This window comes from Hymenobacter koreensis, from assembly GCF_039541855.1.
Lineage (GTDB): Bacteria > Bacteroidota > Bacteroidia > Cytophagales > Hymenobacteraceae > Solirubrum > Solirubrum koreensis.
The window spans coordinates 164,619-187,301 of the sequence record NZ_BAABHA010000008.1; the positions used below are offsets into that span (position 1 = coordinate 164,619).

Sequence of the window (22,683 nt, forward strand, 5' to 3'; positions counted from 1 at the left end):
GCACCTACGGCTTGGGTTTGGCTGCGTATTTTAGCCCTCTCGATGAGTAGCCCCGCCCCCGAAACGTCGCTCCAACAGTTGCTTCGCCGCTTGCGGCAGCTGGAAATCCGCATCCGCAAGGTGGTGGATGCTCAATTGCAGGGCGATTTTCACTCCGTATTCAAGGGCACCGGTTTGGAGTTCGACGACGTGCGCCTTTACCAATACGGCGACGAGGTTCGGGCCATCGACTGGGCCGTTTCGGCCAAGGGTCACGGCACGTTCGTGAAAACCTACAAAGAAGAGCGCGAGCAATCGGTGCTGTTGCTGCTTGACGTAAGCCGTTCGCAGCTGGTGGGCGCCGAGGGCCAGCGCAAGCTTGACGTGGCCCGCGACATCTGTGGCATTCTGGCCCTGTCGGCCACGCGGCAGGACGCGCAGCTGGGCGTGTTGGCTTTTTCTGATCAGAAGGAATTGTATTTGCCGCCCGGTAAAGGCATCCGGCACGCGTACGCGCTCATCAAATCGTTGTTCAGCTTGCAACCCAGCAGTCCGGGCACCAATGTAGCGGCCGGAATTCGGCAGGCCCTGGGCTTGCTCAAGCGCCGCACACTGGTGCTGCTGCTCTCCGACTTCATTGACGTGGACTTTGAGCGGGAGCTAACGATGCTGGCCCGCAAGCACGATTTGGTGGTGGTGCAGCTGCTCGACCGCCGCGAGCAGGAATTCCCCCCCTTGGGCATTGTACCGCTGCGCGACCAGGAAACCGGCCGCACGGTGTGGGTAAACACCTCCTCCAAAGCGTGGCGGGCGCGCTACCGCCTCACCTACGAGCAAAACCGTGACCGGATTGGCCAGATTTGCCGGCGCCAGAAAACCGCGTTCATTTCCATTTCCACCGACAGCGACTACGTACCCCAGCTGGTAAACTTGTTTCGCCTGCGCAACCGCCGCGGCCCCGCCCGGCCCAGCTCTTCCTGATGACGCTGGCCCTGGTTTCCTCGTTTCGCTGGTTGACCTGGCTGGGGGCTTTGCTGCTGCTTGCCGGGTCTGCCTCGGCGGCCGTTAGCGCGTCCGACACCCTGCCGCAGGGTCGTTTTCTACGGCCCGAAGTGCGCATAGGCGAGCTGATTGAGTTTGAGCTGACGTTTCGCCACGACCCGGCCCTGAACGTGGTTTTTCCCGACTCCACGGCCGACTTTAAACCATTTGAGTACGTGTCGCGGCGCTTCTGGCCTACCCGCACGCGGCAGGGCGTGAGCGTAGACCGCTGCCGTTACACACTGCGCACTTTCTCCATCGACTCCGTATTGCAGCTGGCCCCATCCGTTACCGTACTCCGCGGCCGCGATACGCTGCAGCTGCGCCCCAACCCGGCCATCGTGCGTTTACACTTTACCGCGCCGGCCCTGGCACCCGATGCAGACCTGCCACCGCTACGTCAAACCACCGCGCCCTTGCCCATCGAGCCGCGGTTTAACTATCCATACTGGATAGCGGCGGCCGTTGGCTTGCTGGCGTTGGCCGGTATTGTCTGGTGGAGCTTCGGGCGGCGCTTGCGGCGGCGCTTCCAACTCTACAAGCTGCGTCGTAACCACTTGTACTTCCTGGCTCAGTACGCCCGTCATCTTGAACGTTTTGAGCTCAGCCGTTCCCTGACCAACATGGAACGCGCCATAACGCTCTGGAAAAACTACCTGGCCCGTCTCGAAGGCAACGCCCTGAACACGCTTACTACGCGCGAAATCGTGACGCATTACAACAACGACCCCGCTGTGCGCAAAGCCCTGCAATTTGCCGACCGCGTTATCTACGGCAACCAACTGCCCGACGACGCGGTGGCCGAAACCGATGAAGCGCTAACGGCCCTGCGCCAATTTGCCGACCGCCGCTACGACGCGGTAGCCGACGCATTCATGGGCCGGCAGTAAGGTCTGGTTGGTAAGTTGGCAACTGAACTCCGGCAGCAACAGGACAAAGCCCCGCGCCTAACTCCTTACCTTTAACCGCCTTTTTTCGGTACGCCGCCGCATGCAGCAGTTTTGGCAACAGGTATTGGTTCCCCTTTTCGACGGTCTGCGCTACTCCACGCTGGCGGGTTACTCGTGGGCGCACCCGCGGTTGCTGCTGCTGCTGCCGGTTATTCCGCTGTTGTTTCTGCTACGCGAACTACTGGCCCAGCGGTGGCGCAGCAAACTGGCGGTGGCCTTTGTGCGCGGCCAAGCCCGCGGACATTGGAGTGCTCTGCTGCGCTTTCTGCCCGATCTGGTACTGGCCTTTAGCCTGGCATTTGGCGTGCTGGCGCTGGCCCGACCCCAGCGCACCGATGAACGCATTGAGCAAAGCGGCCGGGGCATCGACATTGTGCTGGCCGTGGACGTGTCGGCTTCTATGGAGCTGGGCGACCTGCTGCCCAACCGCCTGGAAGCCGCCAAACGCGTTGCCCGCAACTTCGTGCGCGGCCGCCGCGGCGACCGTATCGGGCTGGTGGTGTTTGCCGGGGAGGCCTACTCGGTGCTGCCGCCGACCACCGATTACGAACTGCTTGACGAAGAGCTGCAGAACCTGCGCCTGGGCATGATAGCCGCCGACGGCACCGCCATTGGAACGGCGCTGGGCGTGGCTACCAACCGCTTGCGCGACGCTCCCGGCCGCTCCCGCGTGTGCATTCTGCTCTCCGACGGCGAAAACACGGCCGGCAACCTCGCCCCGCTTACCGCCGCGCAGCTGGCGCATGCTTTCGGCCTGAAGCTTTACACCATTGGCCTGGGCAAGGACGGCATCGTGCCCTACGGCGTGGACGAACAAGGCCAGCCGCGCTTCGTGGAAACCCAACTCGACGAAACCACCATGCGCCAACTAGCCGCGGCTGCCGAAGGCCAGTTCTTTCGGGCCACCGACGAACAAGCCCTGAAAAGCGTCTTCGGTCAGATTGACCGCCTTGAGAAGTCGGAGATACGGCAAACCCGCTACCGCAACACGCACGACTACTACCGTTTTTACCTCTACTGGGCGGTGGGCATGTGGCTGCTGTGGCTGGGCCTGAAAAACACTTTCCTGACCAACGCGCTGGAAGACTGATTGCGTTTTTACCTGTTACCCATTCGGCCCAGCAGTTTCCTGATGCCTTTGGGCAGACTTTCTCGCTTTAATTCCGCTGTTTCATGATCAAAGACGCCTTAGCGCAGTTTCAGCAGGCCCTTTCGGGTAGCAACTGCCGGCTGGTAGCCGTTTCGAAAACTCACCCCGTGGAGCTGATTCAGGAGGCCTACGAGGCCGGTCAGCGGCTGTTTGGTGAGAACCGGGTACAGGAGCTCGTAGCCAAGCAACCCGAGCTGCCGGCCGACATTGAGTGGCATCTTATCGGGCACTTGCAAACCAACAAGGTGAAATACATTGCCCCGTTCGTGCACACCATTCAGAGCGTAGACAGCTTGAAGCTACTGCTGGAAATTGAGCGGCAGGCAGCCCGGCATAACCGCGTGGTGCGGGTGCTGCTGCAGTTTCACATTGCCGAGGAGGAAACCAAGTTCGGCCTGTCGTTGCCCGAAGCCGAAGCGTTGCTGCGCGACGAGGCGGCCCGTACCCTGTCCCACGTGCAGATTGCCGGCGTAATGGGCGTGGCCACCAATACCTCCGACGAGCAGCAGCTACGCCACGAGTTCGGCACCCTACGGGGATATTTTGAACAGTTGCGCCGTGAGTTTTTCGCCGACGACGAGGCGTTCCGGGAAATTTCGATGGGCATGAGCGGCGACTTCCGCCTCGCCATTGCCGAGGGCAGTACGCTTATACGGGTGGGCAGCGCCATTTTCGGCAACCGGGCGTATCCGGCGGCTTAGCCCACGGTAATTTCTTTTCTTCAAGGGTCAACCCACGCTAAAACCCCGTTTTTGCGCGGTACCTTTACGGCCATGTCTACCCGAATCATCCTTCTTATTGCCGCTATTTCAGGTGCTGTGGGCGTTTCACTTGGTGCTTTTGGAGCGCACGCTCTGCGGGCGCACCTGGAAGCTACGGGCCGCCTCGACACGTTCGAAACCGCCGTCCGCTACCAGTTTTACCACACGCTGGCCTTGCTAGCCCTGGGTATTCTGTACCTGGTACGTCCCGACGCGAGCAGTCTGGGCACCATCGGCTGGCTCTGGACCGGCGGTATTCTCATTTTCAGCGGCTCACTGTACCTGCTTTGCTTCACCGGCATGCGCTGGCTGGGGGCAGTTACGCCCATTGGTGGCGTGCTGCTGATTGCCGGCTGGGTGCTACTGGCCGTGGCCGTGGTGCGTCTCACATAACCACGGCCCGGTACCACCCACAAGAAAACGGCCCGGCTGGAAGCTTCCAGCCGGGCCGTTTTCTTGTGGGTGGTACCTCGAAGCTTACGACTTTTTGGCTTTAGCCTTCAGCTTGGTTTCGCCGTCTTTGGCCTTCACTTTGGTTTCGGGTGCCGCAGCAGAGGCATCAGCCGAGGTAGCGTCCAGCACTTCGCCTACCATGGCCACGGCAGCGTTGCCGCTAGCCGAGTTCGATTCGATGGTCAGCACCTTGTTCTGCATGCCCAGCTTACCGGCCGAGTTGAACTTAGCCGTAATGGTGCCCGATTTACCCGGCATAATCGGGTCCTTCGTCCAGTCGGGGGTGGTGCAGCCGCAGCTCGTGCCGATGTTGGAAATGATCAGCGGCGCGGTGCCCGTGTTCTTGAACTTAAACACGTGCTCGGCCACGTCGCCCTGCTTGATCTTGCCGAAATCATACTTCATTTCGGTGAACGTAATCTGCGGGCCGTTTACCTTTTCCTTGGCGTTGGCCGGTTGTACGGCCGTCGATTGAGCGTGGGCGGCAACGCCAGACAGCGCGAGCGACAGCGCCAGTACAAGTGCTTTTTTCATGACGTGAGTGGAATTAAGGACGTTGAGGGTCAACAAATTTAAGATTTTTGAACCGCTAGCCAAGAATCGGACCAGCTAGCAAAAGGTTGCATGAAGGCGTGGCAAAACCGGCTCATGGAATGCGCACCATCTTGTGTTTCCGGTGTTTGCGCGCGTAACGGCGCGGGTCGGGGCACTGTTCGTACGCCAGGCGGTCCTGCCGCGAAAGCGGCGGCGCAGTTGGCGCCACCTGCGGCACGTTACGCCAGGTACTGGGCGCCGCGGGCCGCGGTACTGCGGGCGGGGGTTTCATGCGCTGCCGGTTGCTTAGCTGCGCGGTAGCCGAAACCACAACCCCCATCAATAACAAGCTAACACATAGAGCAAACCGAAGGAGCATCAGGCGAAGGGTATTCTTTCTGGAATGGCAACGTCAGCTACCCGCTAATCATTCCGCTGACCTTGCCGAAATGAAACTGTATTTCGACGCTTGTCGCTCTCCTGAAGCAAAAGAGCCGCCACGCATCAAGCCGCTCCACGACTGTGGCCACTTCTTTCAGCAACAAGCCTTTATTCAGGTTCTTCTTCTACCAATTTGGGGTTGAAATTCAGCAGGAAAAGCTTCTCCGAGGCGCGCGTAACGGCCGTGTACAGCCAGCGGGCAAACTCGGCGTTAATCATGTCTTCCTTCAGAAAGCCGTGGTCGACGAACACGGCGGGCCACTGGCCACCCTGCGCTTTGTGGCAGGTTAGGGCGTAGGCGAACTTCACCTGCAAGGCGTTCAGGTACGGGTCTTGGCGCAGGGCCTGGGCCTTTTCCTTTTTGGTAGGCAGGTGGGCGTAATCGGCTTGCACGGCCTCGTAAAGGGCCTTGTTGCTGGCGGCGGGGAAGGCCGGGCTTTCTGATTGCAGCGTATCGAGCAGCAGGCGGGCTTCCAGCTCGGGCTCGTCGGGGTAGTCCACAAGGCGCAGGCGGGCGTCGGCGAAGCGGCAGCCGAACTCCTCGATGCGGCGCACGATTTTGGTCACTTCCACGAAGTCGCCATTGGCTAGAAAGCCAGCCTCCGACTCGGGCGGCAGCCACGTGTAGTTGTTGCGCACCACCATGAGGTAGTCGCCGGCCTCAATCTCGTCTTCGGCCTCGAAAAGCACGCGCCGGATGAGCTGGTTGTACTGGTTGGCGTTCTTGTTCGAGCGGCAGATGATGGTGGTATTCTCGTGACCGAAGTGCTTGTAGGCCCAGCGCAGGCCGTCTTCAAGCTTGTCGCCGCCCATTTTATAGATGTCGGGGTAGCCGCGGGTCACGAACTTGATGTCGGGCATGGCCTGGGGCGTGCCTTCGGGCGACTCCTGGGCCGCGCTCAGTTCCTCGCGCAGCACGGTGGCGTTCATCAGAATACCCGACGACTCGGCCTGGCGCATTACCTGGCGCAACTCCACCATGCTCACGTGGCAGCGGTACGAGCTGGCCATAACCCCGGGGTCCAGGGCCGGACTGATGCTCTGGCCCACCGGCGGCAGCTGGGCCGTATCACCGACGAGCAGCAGGCGGTTGGTGGTTTTTTCGAACACATAACCCAGCAAGTCGTCGAGCAGGGCGCTTTCGCCGAAACTCTTCTCGTTGGTTATCATCGAGGCCTCGTCGACGATGAAGATGGTTTCGCCGGAGCGGTTGGGCTGGCGGGTGAAGGCCATATTGCTCTCGGAGCCGCCGGCTTTGCGGTAAATGCGCTTGTGAATGGTGCTGGCCGGCACGCCCGCGTACTGGGCCATAACCTTGGCGGCGCGGCCGGTAGGCGCCATCAGCACGTATTTGCGGCCCATTTTATCGAGCCACTTCACCAAGGCGCTGACGACGGTGGTTTTGCCGGTACCGGCGTAGCCGCGCAGCATAAACACCTTACGGCCGGGCAGTTGGTCTTTCAGAAACCCATCGAGCTGCCCGAAAAGCGTGGACTGGTCCTCGGTGGGGTCGAAGGGAAAGTAGTTGCGAACGGAGGGTATGCGGGTTGTTAACATTCGGGGCGCTGCATTCAGCTCTTAGAACAGCAAATTAGGCAGGGTCATTCGATACAGCGCGGAAATACCTTGTCAAGCGCACCAAAGAATTTCCTTTTGTTTCGCCGCCTATAACAGCTGTTTTTTTTCAGTTTTGACCTTATTACTGACCCACACGTGCAGGCCAAGCAACATAGTCGCAAGCATCAAAAGAATACCAGTTTCAACTTTACAGGTCAGCAGAGTCGCGCACAAATCCCGGCCTGTTACATCGGAAATGCACTGTCCAGGATTTTGAGTTTCGTATTTCAGGCTAACCATCGTGTTGAGGATGCCAAAACCAGTAATCATGGCGGCTGTATATAGCAGTACTATCACCCATCGAGCCCATCCAGAATCTAACCACTTAATCATCAGTAACACTGAAACGACCTACTTAAAATCTACAGGCGCAGGCTCTATAACCGCCATCGTCGCCGTGGCCTTCGCAATCAGCAAGCCTTCTTCGGGATTCTCGCCGCCAAATGCTCGGACTTCGGCTTCGCAGAAGTGTAGGCGGCGACCGGCTTTCAATACCCAGCCGGTGGCAATGAGCTTGTCGCCGAGGCCGGGGTGCAGGTAGCTGACTTTCAGCTCTACGGTTACCAGGCCGTGGTCTTCGGGAATGAGAGTTACACCGGCGAAACCGGCCACCAGATCGGCCATGGTGGCTACTAGGCCACCGTGGGCGAAGCCGCGCTGCTGCTGGTGCTGCTGCAGCAAGGGCAACTCGGCCTGCACGCGGCCCGACTCGATGGTGGTTAGATCGGCCCCAATCAGGTGCATGAAATGCTGGCGTTGGAGCTTACGGCGGATTCGGGCGGTGAGGTCGGCGGCGGTTTCGGAGGCGGGTGCAAGTGACATTAAGGCAAAGGTACCCTTTGGGATGCGGCCGGGGCAAGCAAGGCCCAAAATGCTATTTGGTGAATAAATTGTACTACGAACGAGGCCTTTTTTACTTTGCGCTAAGGTCGGTTCGCGCCAGTTACGAGCTGTATTGGCTCTGTTAGGATGGGTTTACAGTTGGAGAGTAACTGTTGAGCGTGCTTCGTGCGTATGGGTTGTCGGGAACACGCTTTCTACTTGCCATGAGCTCAGCCGACTACCTTCTTTCCGGCGCCCTGGGGCTGGCGCTGGCCGCGTGCAGCGGTTTTCGGGTGTTTGTGCCGCTGCTGGCGGCCAGCATTGCCTACCGCACGGGGTTTCTGACGCCCTCGGAGGGCTTCGCGTGGCTGGCGTCGTGGACGGCGCTGGGCGTGCTGGCCACGGCCACACTGGCCGAAATGCTGGCCTACTACTTCCCCGTCGTCGATAACTTCCTGGATTCGCTTACCACACCAGCCTCCTTTATTGCCGGTACCCTGCTGATGACGGCCGCCCTGCCCGGCCTCGACCCGGTGTTGCGCTGGGGCCTTGGTGCGCTGGTGGGTGGCAGCACGGCCGGCATCATTCAAACCGGCACGGCGGTGCTCCGGGCAGGCTCCACGGTAGCTACCGGCGGACTAGGTAACCCGGTACTGGCCACTGCCGAAAACGTGCTGGCCGTAGTGGGTACGGTGCTGGGCTTGCTGCTGCCGCTGCTGGTAGCGGGGCTAGCCGTGGTGCTGGTAGTATACGTACTTAGCCGCTTGCGGCGCTGGCGCGAACGGCGCCGTGCCCGCACTTCGGTTTCGGCACCCAGCGGCCAAACATGAACAAATGTTACGCGGTTGCTACGTTGGCCGTGCGTTTGCTGGGTGCTGCAGTGGCAATATTGCACGCTGAAACCCCGCTCCTGCCTCTCCACACACCTTTTTCCTTTCGCTTTGCCTACTTCTTTACTGGCCGCTTACGCCGAACGCGCCCGGGTACGTGTGTGCGGCTTGCTGGTGCACCGCGGCGCGTTATTACTTACCTCTCACCGGGGTTTATTGCCTAACCAGCAACCGTTCTGGTCGCCGCCGGGTGGGGGCTGGCACTTTGGCGAAACCCTGCGCGAAGGCGTGGCCCGCGAGTTTCGAGAGGAAACCGGTCTTGAAGTAACCGCTGGCCGCTTCCTGCACCTGCACGAGTACCACGGCGACCAGCTTCAGGCGCTGGAGGTGTTTTTCGAGGTCCTGCCCGTGGATGCCACCCTGCTCGATGCCGACCTACAGCTTGGCCACGACCCCGAGCATGCCCCCGATCGACAACTGCTCACGGCCTTGGCCTGGCGCACCCCGCGCGAGTTGGTAACGCTTCCGCCCCAGCAGGTACACCCCATTTTACGCGACTTAATCAGTACCGACGACGCCTACATTCCGCAGCTGCGCCTAAAATAACGCGGCCTCAGTTCCGCCCCTCGTTGTACCTTTAGCGGCTCACAACCCAGTTGCTTGCCCGTGACTCCTGCCGCTTCTGTTGCTGCCTCCACCACGCCCACCCCGGCCCTGCTGCGCCTGCGCGACGAAACCCTCGACGCCGACCAGCTAGCGGGCTATAACCTGTACCTGACGGCCGGCTCGGCGGGGGTACGGGTAGGCGTGGCCGATGCGCGCCGCAACAAATTCGTGTTGCTCGAAGATTACGCCCCGCAGCCTGCCACTTCGCTGGCCGGGCAAGTGCAGCAGCTGGCCGTCCACCACGATTTACTGGGGTTAAGCGGCTGGAACCGCGTGCGCCTGGCTGTGCAAAACCGCCACTTTACGCTCCTGCCCGCTCCGCTGTTCCGCGACGGCGACGAAGCCCGCTGCTTACAACTGCACCATCACCTCGATGTGCAGCACGAAGTAGTTCGGCGGTTCCGCCACCCCGGCCAGGAAATGGTGAGCGTGTTTGCGGCCGAAAAATCGTTAGCCGAGTGGTTTGAGCGTACATATCCTGGCCAGAAGCTTTTGCACCAAACCAGCGCCTTGGTGGAAGGGGCGCTGCACCAAAGCGAGCGGCAAGGAGCCCGCCGCATGTTCCTGAGCGTAGGCCCGCAGGAGCTAAGCGTGGTGGTGGTGCGCGACAAGCAGCTGGAATTCTGCAACGTATTTGCCTTCAGCACGCCCGAGGACTTCATTTACTACACCATCCTGGTCATGCAGGAGCTCGGCCTAAACCCCGACGAAGACCACGTGACCGTATGGGGGGACTTGCTGCACGATTCCGTGCTGTTCAACGTGCTGCGCAAGTACATCCGCCACGTACGCTTCGGCAACCGGCCCTACGACCTCACCTACAGCTACCGCCTAAACGACGTGTTCGAGTACCGGTACTTCGAGCTCTACAGCCTACACCTGTGCGAATAAAGCTTTCTGCCGATTGGCGTAGCTTCACCCGACTGTTTACATAGCTTCTCGATGCGCACTGCCCTTTTCCCCGGCTCGTTCGACCCTTTCACTAACGGCCACCTCGACGTGGTTCGGCGCGGCACAGAACTCTTCGACCACATCATCGTGGCCATTGGAAACAACAGCAGCAAAACGCGCTACCTGCCGGTCGAGCAAATGATTGGCATTATCGAGGAGGTATTTCGCGACGAGCCAAGGGTTTCGGTGCAGTCGTACAAAGGCCTAACGGCCGATTTCGCGCGAGAAACGGGCGCTACATTCTTGTTGCGCGGCTTGCGCAACACCACCGACTTCGAGTACGAAAACACGATTGCGCAGGCCAACCGGCACATTTACCCGCAGTTGGAAACCGTTTTTCTGATTACCTCACCGGCTTTGGCAGCCATCAGCAGCACCATCATCCGCGAAATTCACCGCTTCGGCGGCAGCGTCGACGACTTTGTGCCGTTCCCAATGCCCCCTGCGGTTTCGCATCGGGAAGCCTAGCCTTACTTGCGGGCTACCACGCGCACCCCGGTAATTTTGGTGGGTGCGGTAGGATTGTTTACGGGCAGCACCACGTAATCGGTGCTGACGAGGCTCAGCTGGCCACGTCGCATGAGTTCCTCTTCGTCGGTGCCCACCAATACTAGGTCGCGCACTTTACGGGTGCGGGCGTTAAACGTAACTACAATCGTGGAGCCCCGGTAATCGAAGGTATTAATCCAGTCTTCGCCTTTAGTGGCGCGCATCTGGTCTTTGGTCGGCTCGGCCCCAATGGTTTGCCCCTCCTCCTGTGGCCGACCCAGGGTACGCCGCACTTGGTCGATATTCCGCCCTACCAAGGCCGAAATATCAATGTTATTGCCCGAGCGTACGTCGGCCGGCGACGGACCAGCTTGTTCGTTCGAGGGCGTGGAGCGGGTACAGGATGCGGCGGCACAAAACAAGACCACCAGGCACCACAACAAGGGTTGAAAGGAGCGCATATGCAGAGGGAATAACTATGGGGCAGTACGCTCTTGGGGCTTGCGTGGTTACTTGGCTTCGGCCGGTGTGCCCGCCATTTCACTGAGGTAGTGGCGTACCACCAAGGCAATGGAGGCGTATGACTCCTCTAGCGACTTGAGGGCCTCCTGGGGTTGCATCCAGCGTACTTCTTCAATGTACTCCTCGGCTTGCGGCTTCATCATGGAGTCGTCGAGGCAGCGCATCACGTACCAGTTGGTTTTCTTCAACATCTTGTTCCCGTTGTAGGCGTACGAGTGCCAGGTGCTGGGCAACTCTTCGGCCAGACTCACCTTAATGCTGCATTCTTCCTCTACTTCGCGCAGGGCGCCCTGGGCAGGGTCTTCGTCGCGCTTGAGTTTGCCTTTGGGCAAATCCCACTTTCCGAGGCGGTAAATCATCAGCACCAAGCCGTCTTTCACCACCAGGCCGCCAGCGGCTTTGGCAATGCGAAATTGGTCTTTCAGGTGCAGAATCAACGCTTTTTTCTTGCGCGCCATCAGCGTGAGCGACTTCAGCTTTTTCAGCTTTTTGACCTCCATCAGCCGCAGCAGGCGGTCGAGGAATCCTGGAGTTACATCGCGCACCAGCACGTCGCCCGTCAGGTCTTTGGACGTAAACTCGTCCTCGGCAGCCAAAATCAGGTCGTAGCGGTGCTTGTAAACCTTCTCAGAGGTCTTTTTGATGATGATCGGAATATCGTTGATGAAGACGTTCATCGCGGCAAATCGGGAAGAAGAAGGAGCTGATTGGGCAACGCCAGGGCTGCAAAACACAGCATTAATTTCGGGATACAAAAGCATGGGCCCAGCGGCGGACCTTTCTGGTGTGGTAGCCCGTCAGGCCGCATACGGCTGCGGGCGGGAAAGGTAACACGCCCCCGGCGAAATCGAAGGTTTTCGCCGCGCTCTGGCCGCTGTACCTTGCAGCCGCACCGTTTCCACGCTGCACTTTTCTTCCCGCTACGTACTTCCCCTATGCGCATTGGCTTGCTTTCCGACACCCACGGCTACCTCGACGACCGTATTCTGCACCATTTGCGCGACTGCGACCAAATTTGGCACGCCGGCGACATTGGCGACGAAAGCGTGCTGGATCAGCTGGCGGCCGTGGCGCCGCTGCGGGCCGTGTGGGGCAACATCGATAGCCGCCCGGTGCGACAGCGCTGCCACGAAACCCAGCTGTTTACCCTCAATGGCCTGCGGGTACTCATGATTCACATTGGCGGCTACCCCGGCCGCTACTCGCAGGGCGTGCGCAGCCTGCTGCAGCGCGAGCGGCCGGGCCTGTTCATATGCGGGCACTCCCACATTCTGCGCGTAATGCCCGACCGCCAGCTTGGCCTGCTGCACCTGAACCCCGGGGCGGCGGGGCGGCACGGGTTTCACACGGTGCGCACCCTGCTCAAATTTGAGGTGGAGGCCGGGAAAGTAACAAACATGCAGGCCGTGGAGCTTGGCCCCCGCTCTTCCAAGGAAGAGCCCGCATTATAACCCGGCTGCGCTTTAACGCCGACCCAAACCCATAAGCAACAAAAAGCGCCTTTTCCGCCTGTATGGGCAGAAAAGGCGCTTTGTGCTATGCTATGGCAGCAGCCGACCGGCCGCGGCTTAGTGCTTAGAGAGCAATTTCCGGCTTCGGATGCTCGCCAGCCTGGCCCTCTTCGGTAACCGGCTTGGTAACGGCTTCGGCGTCGTCGAACGCGGCGGCGTTGTCGGCGGCAGTGGCGGTTTTGGAAGCTTTAGCGGCTTTAGCAGCGGGTGCAGCAGCGGTGTTGCCACCTTTGTTGAAACCAGCCTTCAGCTCTTCGATGTCGACGTTCTTGAGAACGGGCGTACGGAGCAGGTCTTTGATTTCTTGCACTTTGTTGTTAGCACGGGCAATGTTCTTGCGGTGCTTGCGCTTGAGACGGGTAACGGTCATGACGCGGTCGGTTTGAGTCTATTCAGCAGAATTGAGCGGGCAAAGGTAAGGAAAATTCTGGCAGATTTTGCCCCTCACCGTATGATTGTTACCGCGATGTACCCAGAAGTTGTGGCATGCTGCCGGTTGCGGCCGTAGTTTGGTACCCGAAAGCGTGAGGGATGGGTAGGGCCACGACGCAAGGAGCGGGTGCGCAGGCGTTAGCCGAAGCACCGCAGCGCAGCGAAGCCCGGTACAGCCCGGCCCGCAGGGACACGCCCCCATGAACATTAACTGCACTGGCCCGAGAGCCACTTTCTGCTTTATCCATGATTGATCTGCGTTCTGACACCTTGACCCGGCCTACAGCGGCCATGCTCGATGCCATGTTTCGTGCCTCCGTGGGCGACGACGTGTACGAGGAAGACCCAACCGTGCGCGACCTGGAGCAGGAATGCGCCAGTCGCTTTGGCCTGGAAGCTGGTTTATTTTGCCCTTCGGGCACCATGACCAACCAAATTGCCATTAAGGGCCACACGGAGCCTTTATCGGAGGTTATTTGCGAGCAGACCTCGCACATTTACCTCTGGGAAGTGGGTGGTATTGCGTTTCACTCGGGCGCTTCGGTGGCGCTGCTGCCCGGCGACCGGGGCCGGGTGACGGCCGCACAGGTGGCCGCGGCCATTCGCAGCGAAAACGTGCACTACCCCACCACGCGCCTCATCAGCCTCGAAAACACCCACAACCGCGGGGGCGGCAGCTGCTACGACTGGAACACGCTCACCGAAATTGCGGAGCTGGCCAAGCGGCAGCGCATTCCGCTGCACCTCGACGGGGCGCGCATTTTCAACGCCCTGGTGGCCACCGGCCAGGACAGCCGCGAGTACGGCCGCTTATTCGATACCGTATCCATTTGCCTGAGCAAAGGACTGGGCACGCCGGTGGGCTCGGTGCTGGTGGGCAGCCAGGATTTTATTCGGAAGTGCAAGCGCATTCGCAAGGTTATGGGCGGCGGCTGGCGCCAGGCGGGCTACCTGGCCGCGGCCGGTTTGTACGCCCTGGAAAATCATGTGGAGCGCCTGGCCGACGACCACCGCCGGGCCCGGCGGCTGGCCGAGGCCCTAGAAACGGCACCTTACGTGAACTTTGTGCTGCCCGCCGAAACCAACCTGGTCATTTTCCGGCTTCGCGACGGGCTGACGGAGGACCGATTCTTGGCGCACATGAACGAGCACGGCATTAAAGCATCGGCTTTCGGACCGCAAATGGTGCGTTTCGTTACCCACCTCGACGTAGACGACGCCGGCATCGAACGCGTGCTGGCAGCGCTGCAAACGGTTCAGCAGTAATGGCCCGGCGTGGCGCTACGACTTTGAGGCCGTAGTACCACGCCGGTGCTTATGATGCATGCGGGCTCCGCAACTCAGATGGTGCCGTAAGCTGGTGGGCTTAATCGTCGATGCCGCCTTCTTCGGTGAGCTTGCCGGGGGCCAGAATAAGGGTGCCCACGAGGGCCGAAATAGCGGAGCCAATCAGTACGGCCAGCTTGGCCAGGTCGACTGCCTCCGGGGTTTGGTACGAGAGCGTGGCAATAAAAATGGCCATGGTGAAACCGATGCCGGCCGTGAAGCCCAGACCAATGAACCGGCGCCAGTTTACACCCGTGGGCAGCTGCCCCCAGCCCAGCCGCACCACCACCCAGGTAACGCCTACAATACCTAGCGGCTTGCCCAAGAACAACCCCAGCCCCACCCCCAAGGCCAGCCCAGAGGCCAACTGCGGGAGAATATCGGCCGACAGAGCAATGGCCGTATTGCAAAGCGCAAACAGCGGCAGCACCACGTAGTTAACCGGCCGCTGCAAAGCCAATTCCAGGTCTTCGAGCCGCTCGGTGGGAATAGCCAGGGCCAGCAATACGCCGGCAATGGTAGCGTGCACCCCCGACTCCAGTACGCAGAACCACAGGGCCACACCCAGCAGCAGGTAAATGGGCAACGGCTGAACCCGCAGGCGGTTGAGCACCACAAGGCCGGCAAAAATACCCGCCGCCGCCAGCAGGTAGCCCATGTGCAGGCCCCCGGTGTAAAAGGCCGCGATGATGATGACGGCCAGCAAGTCGTCGATGATTGCCAGAGCCGTGAGGAAAACGCGCAACGCAAAGGGCACTCGGTCGCCGAGCAGGGACAGAATGCCCAGGGAAAAGGCAATATCGGTGGCCGAAGGAATGGCCCAGCCCGAGGAGGCGGGCGTGCCATAGGTAAAGGCCAAATGAATGCCCGCGGGCACCACTACACCGCCCAGGGCTGCCAGGGCCGGCATAAGGGCCACGCGTGGCTCCGACAGCTCGCCATGCAGCACCTCACGCTTGATTTCGAGGCCCACCATGAAAAAGAACACGGCCATCAGCCCGTCGTTTATCCAGTGGGAAATGGACTTATTCAGCGCCCCGAAGCCCACGTGTTCTTCCCAAAAAGCCAGGTATTGAGGCCCCACCCCGCTATTGCTGAGAAACAACGAAACGGCGGTAGCCATAATCAACAATACACCAGCCAGCTGACCGCGGTCGGATAGTTCGCGAATGGGGCTGATGATACGGCGAATGGGCATGGGCAAAAGCAAAAAGGGTGCGCGCAGCACCGACTGCGACGGGCAAATACGACGTAAAAGTGACAATTTTCGTCCGTGAACCGGAAAAGAGTATGCCCCTATACGATGTTTTTGCCCTACTGCTGGTAGCTGCGGCGGTATTTGGATACCTCAACCACCGGATTCTGCGCCTGCCCTCCACCATCGGCCTGATGGTATTGGCCTTGCTTTCCTCGCTTATTTTGGTGGGCCTGGGCCGCCTGGAGGTGGGCGGGGTGCTGCAAATTGTAACGGCCGTAAAGCAGATCGATTTTCACGACGTGCTCATGCAGGTGATGCTGAGCTTTCTGCTTTTTGCGGGGGCCATTCACGTCGATGCCGGGCAGCTGGGGCAGCTCCGGCGCCAAGTGGGCTCGTTGGCCGTATTCGGCACGCTCATTTCTACGGCGGTAGTGGGCCTGACCATGTTTTTTGTGCTGCCGTTGCTGGGCCTGCCCCTGCCTTTGCTGTACTGCTTGCTGTTTGGGGCGCTCATCTCCCCCACCGACCCCATTGCCGTGCTCGGAATTCTCACTCAGGCAGGAATTCCCAAAGACCTTGAAACGAAAATCGTGGGCGAGTCGCTGTTCAACGACGGCGTGGGCGTGGTCGTGTTCGTGGCTATTCTGCAACTCATTACCGCCGGCGACACCTCGCCCGATGCCGGCCAGTTGGCTATCCTGTTCGCCCACGAGGCCCTTGGCGGCGTGGCTTTGGGCATAGCGCTGGGCTATGGCACCTCGTGGCTGTTGCGCACCATCGACCACTACAAGGTGGAGGTGCTCATTACCCTGGCTCTGGTAACGGGCGGTACGGCCCTGGCAACTAATCTGCACACCTCGGCGCCGCTGGCCATGGTGGTGGCGGGCCTTATTGTGGGCAACAACGGCCGCACCCTGGGCATGTCGGACACGACCCGGGAATACGTGGACAAGTTCTGGGAACTGCTCGATGAAATTCTGAACGCCGTGTTGTTCGTGCTCATCGGCCTGGAAATGTTGGTGGTACAGTTTGAAAAACAATATTTCGTGGCCGGCATCATTGCCATTGTGGTGGTGCTGCTGGCCCGGCTGGTTGCGGTAACCGTGCCCACGCTGGTGCTGCGGCAGTGGGCTGACTTCACCAACCGCAGCCTGCCTGTGCTAACCTGGGGCGGCCTGCGCGGCGGCATTTCGGTGGCTTTGGCGTTGTCGCTGCCGCCCAGCCCGGCGCGCGACATACTTGTGGCCGTCACCTACATTGTGGTGGTGTTCAGTATTTTGGTGCAGGGCCTGACTATTGGTCCGCTGGTACAGCGCTTGGGCCTCGGTAACCCGAACGCCGCACCTGCTCCCCACTAACCTTTTGGCAAGTATGGCTTCCCTCCCGCTTCTTTTCCGGCCTTTTGAGGCCGACCGCGACACCGAAGCCGTGGTACAGCTTTTTCGCAGCAACCTCGACCCGTATTTTATTCCTGAGGAAGAACAAGAGCTACGTGATTTTATAGCGCAGCCGCTCCGCTACTTCGTGGCCGAAATTGCCGCAGGTCACTCCGAAACCGGGCGCCTGGTAGCCGCCGGTGGCTATGCCCTTAATAACCCGTACGCCGTGCTAACCTGGGGCATGGTAGACCGAAAGCTGCATGGGCAGGGCCTGGGCCGCGATTTTACCGTGTTTCGGCTGAACGAGTGCCGACGCGCATACCCCGGCAAAGCAATAGAAATTCACACGGCGCAACTCACGGCCGGCTTTTACGAAAAGCTCGGTTTTCGTACCCTATTGGTAGAAAAGGACAAATGGGCGCCCGGCCTCGACCATTGCCACATGCTGCTCGACGCCGACGTAAACCTGTAAGCCGCAGCGGCGCTAAACAGTGGCTTTTGGTTGCGCCGCCGCTTACCTTCGTCGGTATGCATATTCTCGTCGGGCAACGGCTGTGTTTTAGCCTTTGCATCATCAGCTGCCTGTTCTTTTCGCCCGCTTCCGGGCAGAAAAAGTCGCCTAAAAACCAGTATTTCCCGCCGCCCGGTACCTGGGAACAGCGCCGCCCCGAGCAAGTAGGCATGAACGCCGCGCTGCTGCAGGAAGCCGTGCAATTTGCCGTAGCCAACGAAACCAAGGCCCCACGCGACCTGCGCGATGCGCACTACGAAAGTGCCTTCGGCCGGGAACCGTTTGGCTACCCCATTGGGCCAATGAAGGAACGCGGGACTCCCTCCGGCCTAGTCATCCGGAACGGCTACGTGGTGGCTCAGTGGGGCACGCCGGAACGTGTGGACCTTACGTTTAGCGTGGCCAAAAGCTTTCTGTCGACGATGGTTGGGCTGGCCCAGCAGGACGGCCTCATTAAGAGCATCGACGATAAAGTGGCGCCGTACATGGCGCCCATTATTCCCTTTGCCCCTTGGAACCAGTCGGTCGACAAAGCCGATGAACTGGGTCAGACCGATGTAATTGACCTCTTCGCCACCGAGCACAACCGCCAGATTAGCTGGGACCATTTGCTGCGCCAAACCTCCGACTGGGAAGGCACGCTGTGGGGCAAACCCGACTGGGCCGACCGCCCCCAAGGCAAGCCCGAAGAATGGCGCACGCGGCCGCGCAACGCACCCGGCTCGGTGTACAAGTACAACGATACCCGCGTGAACGTGCTGGCCCTGGCTACCATGAACCTGTGGCGCCTCCCCTTGCCACAGGTGCTTAAAGAACGCATCATGGACCCCATCGGTGCTTCCAGCAGCTGGCGCTGGACGGGTTACGAAAACTCCTGGGTAATTATGGACGGCGTGCCCATGCAGGCCGTGAGCGGCGGCTCGCACTGGGGCGGTGGGCTCTTTATTTCGGCCTGGGACCAAGCCCGGTTTGGACTGCTGACGCTGCGCAACGGCTCCTGGAACGGCCGTAGCCTGCTCGCGCCCGACTGGCTACGGCTAGCGCGCACGCCCACTCCCGCACAGCCCACCTACGGCTTCATGAATTACTTCTTGAACACCGACCGTAAACTGTACCCTAGCGCCCCGGCCACGGCTTTTGCCCACATCGGAGCCGGCACGAACATGGTGTACGTAGACCCCGAAAACGACCTGATTATTGTGGCCCGGTGGATTGAAAACAACGCCTTGGATGGCTTAATAGGGCGGGTATTGAAAAGCCTTCAGGCGAAATAACTCTGACTTTCGGCTTTACAGATCAAGACCGAAACAGCATCGTATACAGTAACTATTCATGGCCGAACCATCTGATTCTTCTGTTTCGTCTGCCGCTCTGGACCATCTGCGCCAGGCCGATCCGGTGCTGGCCCGCATCATAGCGCAGGGCAAGCCCATTAGCCCCTCAGCCCACGAAGACTTGTATCTGGCCTTGCTCAAGGCTGTGGTTAGCCAGCAGATTTCCACGAAAGCCGCTGCTGCCATTTGGCGCAAAGTGGAAGCCCTGTTCAAGCCCGACGGTTACCCCGAGCCCAACGTGCTGGTGCAGCTAACCGACGATGAGCTGCGGGCCGCCGGCATTTCCCGGCAGAAAGCCGGCTACCTGCGTGCCATTGCCGAGTTTAACCTGGCCGGCCAGCTCGACCACGCCCACTTAAGCCAGCTGCACGAGGATGCGTTTACTCTTCACCTTACCCAAATCAAAGGCGTGGGCCGCTGGACCGCCCAAATGCTGCAGATGTTTGCCCTCGACCAGCCCGATGTATTTGCTGAAGGCGACCTGGGCATTCAAAACGCCATGCGCAAGCATTACGACCTGGCCGAAACCGGACGCGCCCTGCTCAAGCGCATGATTGAAATTGCCGAGCCCTGGCGGCCGTACCGCACCGTGGCGTGTAAGTATTTATGGCAGTCGTTGGACAACGCGCCCGGTTCTTAGCTTTCCTATTCCAGCGTTTCGCCCCGGCTTTCTGCTGCTTTATGCTCGCGGTACACCACAATCATGGCCACGAAAATGGAGACGTACGGCAGCAGCATACCGATGATGAACCAGCGCCAGAATGGTTTGCCCTGGGCAATGTAAGTGGTGAGCAGCGCGCTTAATACCGTCAGGAAAAAGCAGATGATCAGGAGGGTGATAAGCGACATAGGGGTGGCAAAAGCGGCTCGTTACTTTACTTTTCCGCGCTTCACCAAATAGGCGTATAGCACCTTATCGAATGGTTCGCGGATGTCAACGGGCACGAAATCAATTTTGTACTGGCCGCAGCGCAGGGACAGTTCGTGGGTGTAATCCTGCATGGCTTTGCGGTATTGCTCCTGTACCTGCGAAGGACTGAGCTTTACCTGCTCGCCGGTTTCCACGTCTTCGAACACGTAGGGGCGCTCGGCAAACTCAAACTCCTGCTCGGTGGCGCGGTCCATTACGTGAAACAGCAGCACCTCGTGGTGCTGGTGGCGCAGGTGCTGGAGGGCCGCCAGCATCTCGGTTTGGTCTGCCTGAGTACGCCCAAGCATGTCGGAGAAAATGACCACCAACGAGCGTTTGGGTATTTGTTGCGCTATTTGGTGAATCACACCGGCCGTATCGGTGCCGCCGCGTTCGGTGGGCGCGGGGCGTTCCATGAGCTGCTGAAGTTGCAGCAGAAGCGTGTGCCGGTGGGTGCCGGTGGAGCGCACGGGCGTTTGCAGCTCTACTTTGTCGGCGAAAGTCACGAGCCCCACGGCGTCGCGCTGGCGCTGCAGCAGCGTGGCCAGGGCGGCGGCGCACAGCACGGAGAAGTGCAGCTTGTCGTGGCTGGGGCGCGGGTAAAACATCGACGGCGACACGTCGAGCAGCATATGGCAGCGCAGATTAGTTTCCTCCTCGTAGCGCTTCACAAACAGCTTATCGGTGCGGGCAAACACCTTCCAGTCGAGGTGGCGCGTGCTTTCGCCGGGGTTGTAGAGGCGGTGCTCCGAGAATTCCACCGAAAAGCCGTGGTACGGCGACTGGTGCAAGCCGGTGATAAACCCATCGACAAGCTGCCGGGCCAGGAATTCCAGGTTTTCGAAGGAGCGGACGGCAGCGAGGTCGAGTGGTTGGGCCATAGCAGCGAAGGCAGGTATGCGGGGAATGACTGCGAAGGTAACGCGGCCGTTGCGGCGGCCGTGCCATAAACCGCCCAAAAGGCGGAATTGTACCATGTTTGCTGGCTTTCCAGCCGGTTTAACCTTGGGTTTACTCAATTTGTTGGCAGCAAATTTTTATCTCCCAAGGCAAAAAGGTAGTTTTAGCCGGAGATTTTCAATCGTCTCAGAATAACCCAATCACCCCCATTCAAACACTTTTACCCGTTGGCCCCGTGGAAGACCGCTACGAACAGGAAGAAATTTATTCACAGCGCATCAAAGCCGGTAAGCGCACCTATTTTTTCGACGTGAAAGCCACCCGTGGCCAGGACTACTACCTGACCATCACGGAGAGCAAGCGCCGCCTGCGCGACGACGATACCTTCTCCTACGAGAAGCACAAAATCTTCCTCTACAAAGAGGATTTCCTGAAGTTTGCTGAGGCCCTGCAGGATGCCATTGGATACGTGCGTGAAGAGCTGCTCTCCCCCGATGAAGTAGCCGAGCTGGACCGCCCCCGCCCCGAGTTTAACGACCCCAACCGCTACGACGGCCCCGAGTTCAACGGCAACGTAGCCGACAGCGGCGCCGGCACTTACTAAGCCGGCCCAATCTTTCTCACGCAACGCGCTGCTTTGCTGGTTTCGGCCCGCAAGCAGCGCGTTGTTGTATTTAGCAGCCTTGAGAACGGCAGCTTCTCTACTCCTAAAAGCGAAGGAGCCATGGCTTCATACGCACCGGAAGCGGGGAGCTTTGTTCCGGCGGGGCGTTCAACCACCGGTCGGGCTTCGTACCTTTGCCCCCGAATTGGGCCTAGCCTGCATTCTTCCCTTCGCATTCAACATTCAGAATTCCAATACCTATGGGTCTTCGCTGCGGTATCGTCGGCTTGCCTAACGTGGGCAAATCCACCCTGTTCAACGCGCTGTCAAACGCCAAGGCCGAATCGGCCAACTACCCTTTCTGCACCATCGAGCCGAATGTGGGCGTGATTACCGTGCCCGACGAGCGGCTTCAGATTCTGGAGAAGCTGGTAAACCCCAAGCGCGTACTGCCTACTATCATCGAGTTCGTGGACATTGCGGGCCTGGTGAAAGGTGCTTCCAAGGGCGAAGGTTTGGGCAATAAATTCCTGGCCAACATCCGCGAGGTAGACGCCATCATTCACGTGGTACGCTGCTTCGACGACCCCAATATTGTGCACGTAGCCGGCGGCGTCGACCCCGTGTTCGACAAGGACGTAATCGACACCGAGTTGCAGATCAAGGACCTCGAAAGCGTTGATAAGAAGCTGCAGAAATCGGAACGCTCGGCCAAAGGCGGCGACGCCAAAGCCAAGAAAGAAGTAGCGGCCTTGCAACGCTTCAAGGAACACCTGGAAGGCGGCCAGAACGCCCGCTCCTTGCAGGCCAACGAGGAAGAACTGGAAGCAGTGGAAGACCTGCAGCTGCTCACCATTAAGCCGGTGATTTACGTGGCCAACGTAGACGAGGCCAGCATTACAAACGGCAACGCCCACGTGGCCGCGCTGCAGGCCCACGTGGCCCAGGAAGGTGCCGAAGTGGTAATGGTGTCGGCTGCCATTGAGTCGCAGATTGCCGAAATGGAAGACCCCGAGGAAAAGGAGCTATTCCTGGGCGAATACGGCCTTACGGAGTCGGGCCTGAACCGCCTCATTCGCGCTTCGTACTCGCTGCTGAACCTGATTACCTACTTCACGGCTGGCGTGCAGGAAGTGCGTGCCTGGACCATTCACAAAGGCGACAAAGCTCCCGCGGCCGCCGGCGTTATCCACTCCGATTTCGAGAAAGGCTTCATCCGTGCCGAGGTCATTAAGCTGGCCGATTACCAGGAGTACAAGACCGAAGTAAAGATCAAAGAAGCCGGTAAAATGGCCGTGGAAGGCAAGGATTATGTGGTGCAGGACGGCGACATTATGCACTTCCGCTTCAACGTTTAATTCCGCATCTTCAT

28 protein-coding genes are annotated in these 22,683 nt (G+C 59.6%); 17 read left to right on the top strand and 11 right to left on the bottom strand.

Annotated elements, in window-relative coordinates:
* The first annotated feature begins 42 nt into the window (after positions 1 to 42).
* From ABD903_RS13135 to ABD903_RS13155, 5 genes are all read left to right on the top strand, one after another.
* Complete coding sequence (locus ABD903_RS13135; protein WP_345224918.1) at positions 43 to 960, top strand: DUF58 domain-containing protein; 918 nt, start codon at positions 43 to 45, stop codon at positions 958 to 960.
* Positions 960 to 1,910, top strand: coding sequence for a hypothetical protein (locus ABD903_RS13140; protein WP_345224920.1), 951 nt, complete (start codon positions 960 to 962; stop codon positions 1,908 to 1,910). Before ABD903_RS13135 ends, ABD903_RS13140 begins: the two co-directional genes overlap by 1 nt.
* Positions 1,911 to 2,010: 100 nt before the next feature.
* Complete coding sequence (locus ABD903_RS13145) at positions 2,011 to 3,060, top strand: VWA domain-containing protein (RefSeq protein WP_345224922.1); 1,050 nt, start codon at positions 2,011 to 2,013, stop codon at positions 3,058 to 3,060.
* Between the two features lie 83 nt (positions 3,061 to 3,143).
* Positions 3,144 to 3,821: a YggS family pyridoxal phosphate-dependent enzyme gene (locus ABD903_RS13150; protein ID WP_345224924.1), complete on the top strand. Its 678-nt coding sequence runs from the start codon at positions 3,144 to 3,146 to the stop codon at positions 3,819 to 3,821.
* 72 nt (positions 3,822 to 3,893) lie between these two features.
* Positions 3,894 to 4,274, top strand: coding sequence for a DUF423 domain-containing protein (locus ABD903_RS13155; protein WP_345224926.1), 381 nt, complete (start codon positions 3,894 to 3,896; stop codon positions 4,272 to 4,274).
* 84 nt (positions 4,275 to 4,358) lie between these two features.
* On the opposite strand, the gene ABD903_RS13160 is transcribed toward ABD903_RS13155, so the two are convergent.
* The 5 genes from ABD903_RS13160 to ABD903_RS13180 all read right to left on the bottom strand — a co-directional run bounded on the left by ABD903_RS13160 (position 4,359) and on the right by ABD903_RS13180 (position 7,748).
* On the bottom strand, positions 4,359 to 4,868 hold the full coding sequence (locus tag ABD903_RS13160) for a DUF1573 domain-containing protein (RefSeq protein ID WP_345224928.1): 510 nt from the start codon (positions 4,866 to 4,868) through the stop codon (positions 4,359 to 4,361).
* Between the two features lie 112 nt (positions 4,869 to 4,980).
* Positions 4,981 to 5,160, bottom strand: a complete 180-nt coding sequence (locus ABD903_RS13165; protein WP_345224930.1) for a hypothetical protein — start codon at positions 5,158 to 5,160, stop codon at positions 4,981 to 4,983.
* Between the two features lie 257 nt (positions 5,161 to 5,417).
* Complete coding sequence (locus tag ABD903_RS13170) at positions 5,418 to 6,866, bottom strand: ATP-dependent DNA helicase (protein ID WP_345224932.1); 1,449 nt, start codon at positions 6,864 to 6,866, stop codon at positions 5,418 to 5,420.
* Positions 6,867 to 6,974: 108 nt separating this feature from the next.
* A complete protein-coding gene (locus ABD903_RS13175) occupies positions 6,975 to 7,196 on the bottom strand; it encodes a hypothetical protein (protein ID WP_345224934.1) in 222 nt (73 codons plus the stop codon).
* An 81-nt stretch (positions 7,197 to 7,277) separates the two neighbouring features.
* A complete protein-coding gene (locus tag ABD903_RS13180; protein ID WP_345224936.1) occupies positions 7,278 to 7,748 on the bottom strand; it encodes a PaaI family thioesterase in 471 nt (156 codons plus the stop codon).
* A 224-nt stretch (positions 7,749 to 7,972) separates the two neighbouring features.
* On the opposite strand from ABD903_RS13180, the gene ABD903_RS13185 reads away from it, so the two are divergent.
* From ABD903_RS13185 to coaD, 4 genes are all read left to right on the top strand, one after another.
* On the top strand, positions 7,973 to 8,578 hold the full coding sequence (locus tag ABD903_RS13185) for a DUF4126 domain-containing protein (RefSeq protein ID WP_345224938.1): 606 nt from the start codon (positions 7,973 to 7,975) through the stop codon (positions 8,576 to 8,578).
* A gap of 111 nt (positions 8,579 to 8,689) precedes the next feature.
* Positions 8,690 to 9,184, top strand: coding sequence for an NUDIX domain-containing protein (locus tag ABD903_RS13190; protein WP_345224940.1), 495 nt, complete (start codon positions 8,690 to 8,692; stop codon positions 9,182 to 9,184).
* Between the two features lie 60 nt (positions 9,185 to 9,244).
* Positions 9,245 to 10,135: a DUF3822 family protein gene (locus ABD903_RS13195; protein WP_345224942.1), complete on the top strand. Its 891-nt coding sequence runs from the start codon at positions 9,245 to 9,247 to the stop codon at positions 10,133 to 10,135.
* 51 nt (positions 10,136 to 10,186) lie between these two features.
* A complete protein-coding gene (gene coaD / locus ABD903_RS13200; protein WP_345224944.1) occupies positions 10,187 to 10,663 on the top strand; it encodes a pantetheine-phosphate adenylyltransferase in 477 nt (158 codons plus the stop codon).
* Between the two features lie 2 nt (positions 10,664 to 10,665).
* On the opposite strand, the gene ABD903_RS13205 is transcribed toward coaD, so the two are convergent.
* On the bottom strand, positions 10,666 to 11,145 hold the full coding sequence (locus tag ABD903_RS13205) for a hypothetical protein (RefSeq protein ID WP_345224946.1): 480 nt from the start codon (positions 11,143 to 11,145) through the stop codon (positions 10,666 to 10,668).
* A 48-nt stretch (positions 11,146 to 11,193) separates the two neighbouring features.
* The gene (locus ABD903_RS13210) at positions 11,194 to 11,883 is read right to left on the bottom strand and encodes an NUDIX hydrolase (protein ID WP_345224948.1); all 690 of its coding nucleotides are present in this window, start codon (positions 11,881 to 11,883) and stop codon (positions 11,194 to 11,196) included.
* A 258-nt stretch (positions 11,884 to 12,141) separates the two neighbouring features.
* Between ABD903_RS13210 and ABD903_RS13215 the strand changes: the two genes are divergently transcribed.
* On the top strand, positions 12,142 to 12,657 hold the full coding sequence (locus ABD903_RS13215; RefSeq protein ID WP_345224951.1) for a metallophosphoesterase family protein: 516 nt from the start codon (positions 12,142 to 12,144) through the stop codon (positions 12,655 to 12,657).
* 124 nt (positions 12,658 to 12,781) lie between these two features.
* On the opposite strand, the gene ABD903_RS13220 is transcribed toward ABD903_RS13215, so the two are convergent.
* Positions 12,782 to 13,087 (bottom strand): hypothetical protein, encoded by a 306-nt coding sequence (locus tag ABD903_RS13220; RefSeq protein WP_345224952.1) that lies wholly within the window; start codon positions 13,085 to 13,087, stop codon positions 12,782 to 12,784.
* A gap of 308 nt (positions 13,088 to 13,395) precedes the next feature.
* Between ABD903_RS13220 and ABD903_RS13225 the strand changes: the two genes are divergently transcribed.
* Positions 13,396 to 14,415: a threonine aldolase family protein gene (locus tag ABD903_RS13225; RefSeq protein WP_345224954.1), complete on the top strand. Its 1,020-nt coding sequence runs from the start codon at positions 13,396 to 13,398 to the stop codon at positions 14,413 to 14,415.
* Between the two features lie 100 nt (positions 14,416 to 14,515).
* Here the strand turns inward: ABD903_RS13225 and nhaA are convergent, their stop codons facing one another.
* A complete protein-coding gene (gene nhaA, locus ABD903_RS13230) occupies positions 14,516 to 15,673 on the bottom strand; it encodes a Na+/H+ antiporter NhaA (RefSeq protein WP_345224955.1) in 1,158 nt (385 codons plus the stop codon).
* Positions 15,674 to 15,765: 92 nt separating this feature from the next.
* Between nhaA and ABD903_RS13235 the strand changes: the two genes are divergently transcribed.
* The 4 genes from ABD903_RS13235 to ABD903_RS13250 are packed head-to-tail and all read left to right on the top strand — an operon-like array spanning position 15,766 to position 19,537.
* Positions 15,766 to 17,031 carry a cation:proton antiporter gene (locus ABD903_RS13235; RefSeq protein ID WP_345224956.1) on the top strand — a complete coding sequence of 422 codons (1,266 nt, stop codon included), beginning with the start codon at positions 15,766 to 15,768 and terminating at the stop codon, positions 17,029 to 17,031.
* A gap of 13 nt (positions 17,032 to 17,044) precedes the next feature.
* Complete coding sequence (locus ABD903_RS13240) at positions 17,045 to 17,524, top strand: GNAT family N-acetyltransferase (protein ID WP_345224957.1); 480 nt, start codon at positions 17,045 to 17,047, stop codon at positions 17,522 to 17,524.
* A gap of 56 nt (positions 17,525 to 17,580) precedes the next feature.
* A complete protein-coding gene (locus ABD903_RS13245) occupies positions 17,581 to 18,837 on the top strand; it encodes a serine hydrolase domain-containing protein (RefSeq protein WP_345224958.1) in 1,257 nt (418 codons plus the stop codon).
* A gap of 58 nt (positions 18,838 to 18,895) precedes the next feature.
* On the top strand, positions 18,896 to 19,537 hold the full coding sequence (locus tag ABD903_RS13250) for a DNA-3-methyladenine glycosylase family protein (RefSeq protein WP_345224959.1): 642 nt from the start codon (positions 18,896 to 18,898) through the stop codon (positions 19,535 to 19,537).
* Between the two features lie 5 nt (positions 19,538 to 19,542).
* Here ABD903_RS13250 and ABD903_RS13255 read toward each other — a convergent pair whose 3' ends face one another.
* Positions 19,543 to 19,746, bottom strand: coding sequence for a hypothetical protein (locus ABD903_RS13255; RefSeq protein WP_345224961.1), 204 nt, complete (start codon positions 19,744 to 19,746; stop codon positions 19,543 to 19,545).
* A 21-nt stretch (positions 19,747 to 19,767) separates the two neighbouring features.
* Complete coding sequence (locus tag ABD903_RS13260) at positions 19,768 to 20,688, bottom strand: DUF58 domain-containing protein (protein WP_345224962.1); 921 nt, start codon at positions 20,686 to 20,688, stop codon at positions 19,768 to 19,770.
* Positions 20,689 to 20,942: 254 nt separating this feature from the next.
* Here ABD903_RS13260 and ABD903_RS13265 point away from each other — a divergent pair, with 254 nt between their 5' ends.
* Positions 20,943 to 21,311, top strand: coding sequence for a DUF3276 family protein (locus tag ABD903_RS13265; RefSeq protein WP_345224963.1), 369 nt, complete (start codon positions 20,943 to 20,945; stop codon positions 21,309 to 21,311).
* 260 nt (positions 21,312 to 21,571) lie between these two features.
* Complete coding sequence (gene ychF / locus ABD903_RS13270; protein WP_345224965.1) at positions 21,572 to 22,669, top strand: redox-regulated ATPase YchF; 1,098 nt, start codon at positions 21,572 to 21,574, stop codon at positions 22,667 to 22,669.
* Positions 22,670 to 22,683: the final 14 nt, after the last annotated feature.

Coding starts and splice junctions, on each gene's coding strand:
- ABD903_RS13135 (WP_345224918.1), top strand. CDS start 43: ATGAGTAGCCCCGCCCCCGAAACGTCGCTCCAACAGTTGCTTCGCCGC.
- ABD903_RS13140 (WP_345224920.1), top strand. CDS start 960: ATGACGCTGGCCCTGGTTTCCTCGTTTCGCTGGTTGACCTGGCTGGGG.
- ABD903_RS13145 (WP_345224922.1), top strand. CDS start 2,011: ATGCAGCAGTTTTGGCAACAGGTATTGGTTCCCCTTTTCGACGGTCTG.
- ABD903_RS13150 (WP_345224924.1), top strand. CDS start 3,144: ATGATCAAAGACGCCTTAGCGCAGTTTCAGCAGGCCCTTTCGGGTAGC.
- ABD903_RS13155 (WP_345224926.1), top strand. CDS start 3,894: ATGTCTACCCGAATCATCCTTCTTATTGCCGCTATTTCAGGTGCTGTG.
- ABD903_RS13160 (WP_345224928.1), bottom strand. CDS start 4,868: ATGAAAAAAGCACTTGTACTGGCGCTGTCGCTCGCGCTGTCTGGCGTT.
- ABD903_RS13165 (WP_345224930.1), bottom strand. CDS start 5,160: ATGAAACCCCCGCCCGCAGTACCGCGGCCCGCGGCGCCCAGTACCTGG.
- ABD903_RS13170 (WP_345224932.1), bottom strand. CDS start 6,866: ATGTTAACAACCCGCATACCCTCCGTTCGCAACTACTTTCCCTTCGAC.
- ABD903_RS13175 (WP_345224934.1), bottom strand. CDS start 7,196: ATGATTACTGGTTTTGGCATCCTCAACACGATGGTTAGCCTGAAATAC.
- ABD903_RS13180 (WP_345224936.1), bottom strand. CDS start 7,748: ATGTCACTTGCACCCGCCTCCGAAACCGCCGCCGACCTCACCGCCCGA.
- ABD903_RS13185 (WP_345224938.1), top strand. CDS start 7,973: ATGAGCTCAGCCGACTACCTTCTTTCCGGCGCCCTGGGGCTGGCGCTG.
- coaD (WP_345224944.1), top strand. CDS start 10,187: ATGCGCACTGCCCTTTTCCCCGGCTCGTTCGACCCTTTCACTAACGGC.
- ABD903_RS13205 (WP_345224946.1), bottom strand. CDS start 11,145: ATGCGCTCCTTTCAACCCTTGTTGTGGTGCCTGGTGGTCTTGTTTTGT.
- ABD903_RS13210 (WP_345224948.1), bottom strand. CDS start 11,883: ATGAACGTCTTCATCAACGATATTCCGATCATCATCAAAAAGACCTCT.
- ABD903_RS13215 (WP_345224951.1), top strand. CDS start 12,142: ATGCGCATTGGCTTGCTTTCCGACACCCACGGCTACCTCGACGACCGT.
- ABD903_RS13220 (WP_345224952.1), bottom strand. CDS start 13,087: ATGACCGTTACCCGTCTCAAGCGCAAGCACCGCAAGAACATTGCCCGT.
- ABD903_RS13225 (WP_345224954.1), top strand. CDS start 13,396: ATGATTGATCTGCGTTCTGACACCTTGACCCGGCCTACAGCGGCCATG.
- nhaA (WP_345224955.1), bottom strand. CDS start 15,673: ATGCCCATTCGCCGTATCATCAGCCCCATTCGCGAACTATCCGACCGC.
- ABD903_RS13235 (WP_345224956.1), top strand. CDS start 15,766: ATGCCCCTATACGATGTTTTTGCCCTACTGCTGGTAGCTGCGGCGGTA.
- ABD903_RS13240 (WP_345224957.1), top strand. CDS start 17,045: ATGGCTTCCCTCCCGCTTCTTTTCCGGCCTTTTGAGGCCGACCGCGAC.
- ABD903_RS13245 (WP_345224958.1), top strand. CDS start 17,581: ATGCATATTCTCGTCGGGCAACGGCTGTGTTTTAGCCTTTGCATCATC.
- ABD903_RS13250 (WP_345224959.1), top strand. CDS start 18,896: ATGGCCGAACCATCTGATTCTTCTGTTTCGTCTGCCGCTCTGGACCAT.
- ABD903_RS13255 (WP_345224961.1), bottom strand. CDS start 19,746: ATGTCGCTTATCACCCTCCTGATCATCTGCTTTTTCCTGACGGTATTA.
- ABD903_RS13260 (WP_345224962.1), bottom strand. CDS start 20,688: ATGGCCCAACCACTCGACCTCGCTGCCGTCCGCTCCTTCGAAAACCTG.
- ychF (WP_345224965.1), top strand. CDS start 21,572: ATGGGTCTTCGCTGCGGTATCGTCGGCTTGCCTAACGTGGGCAAATCC.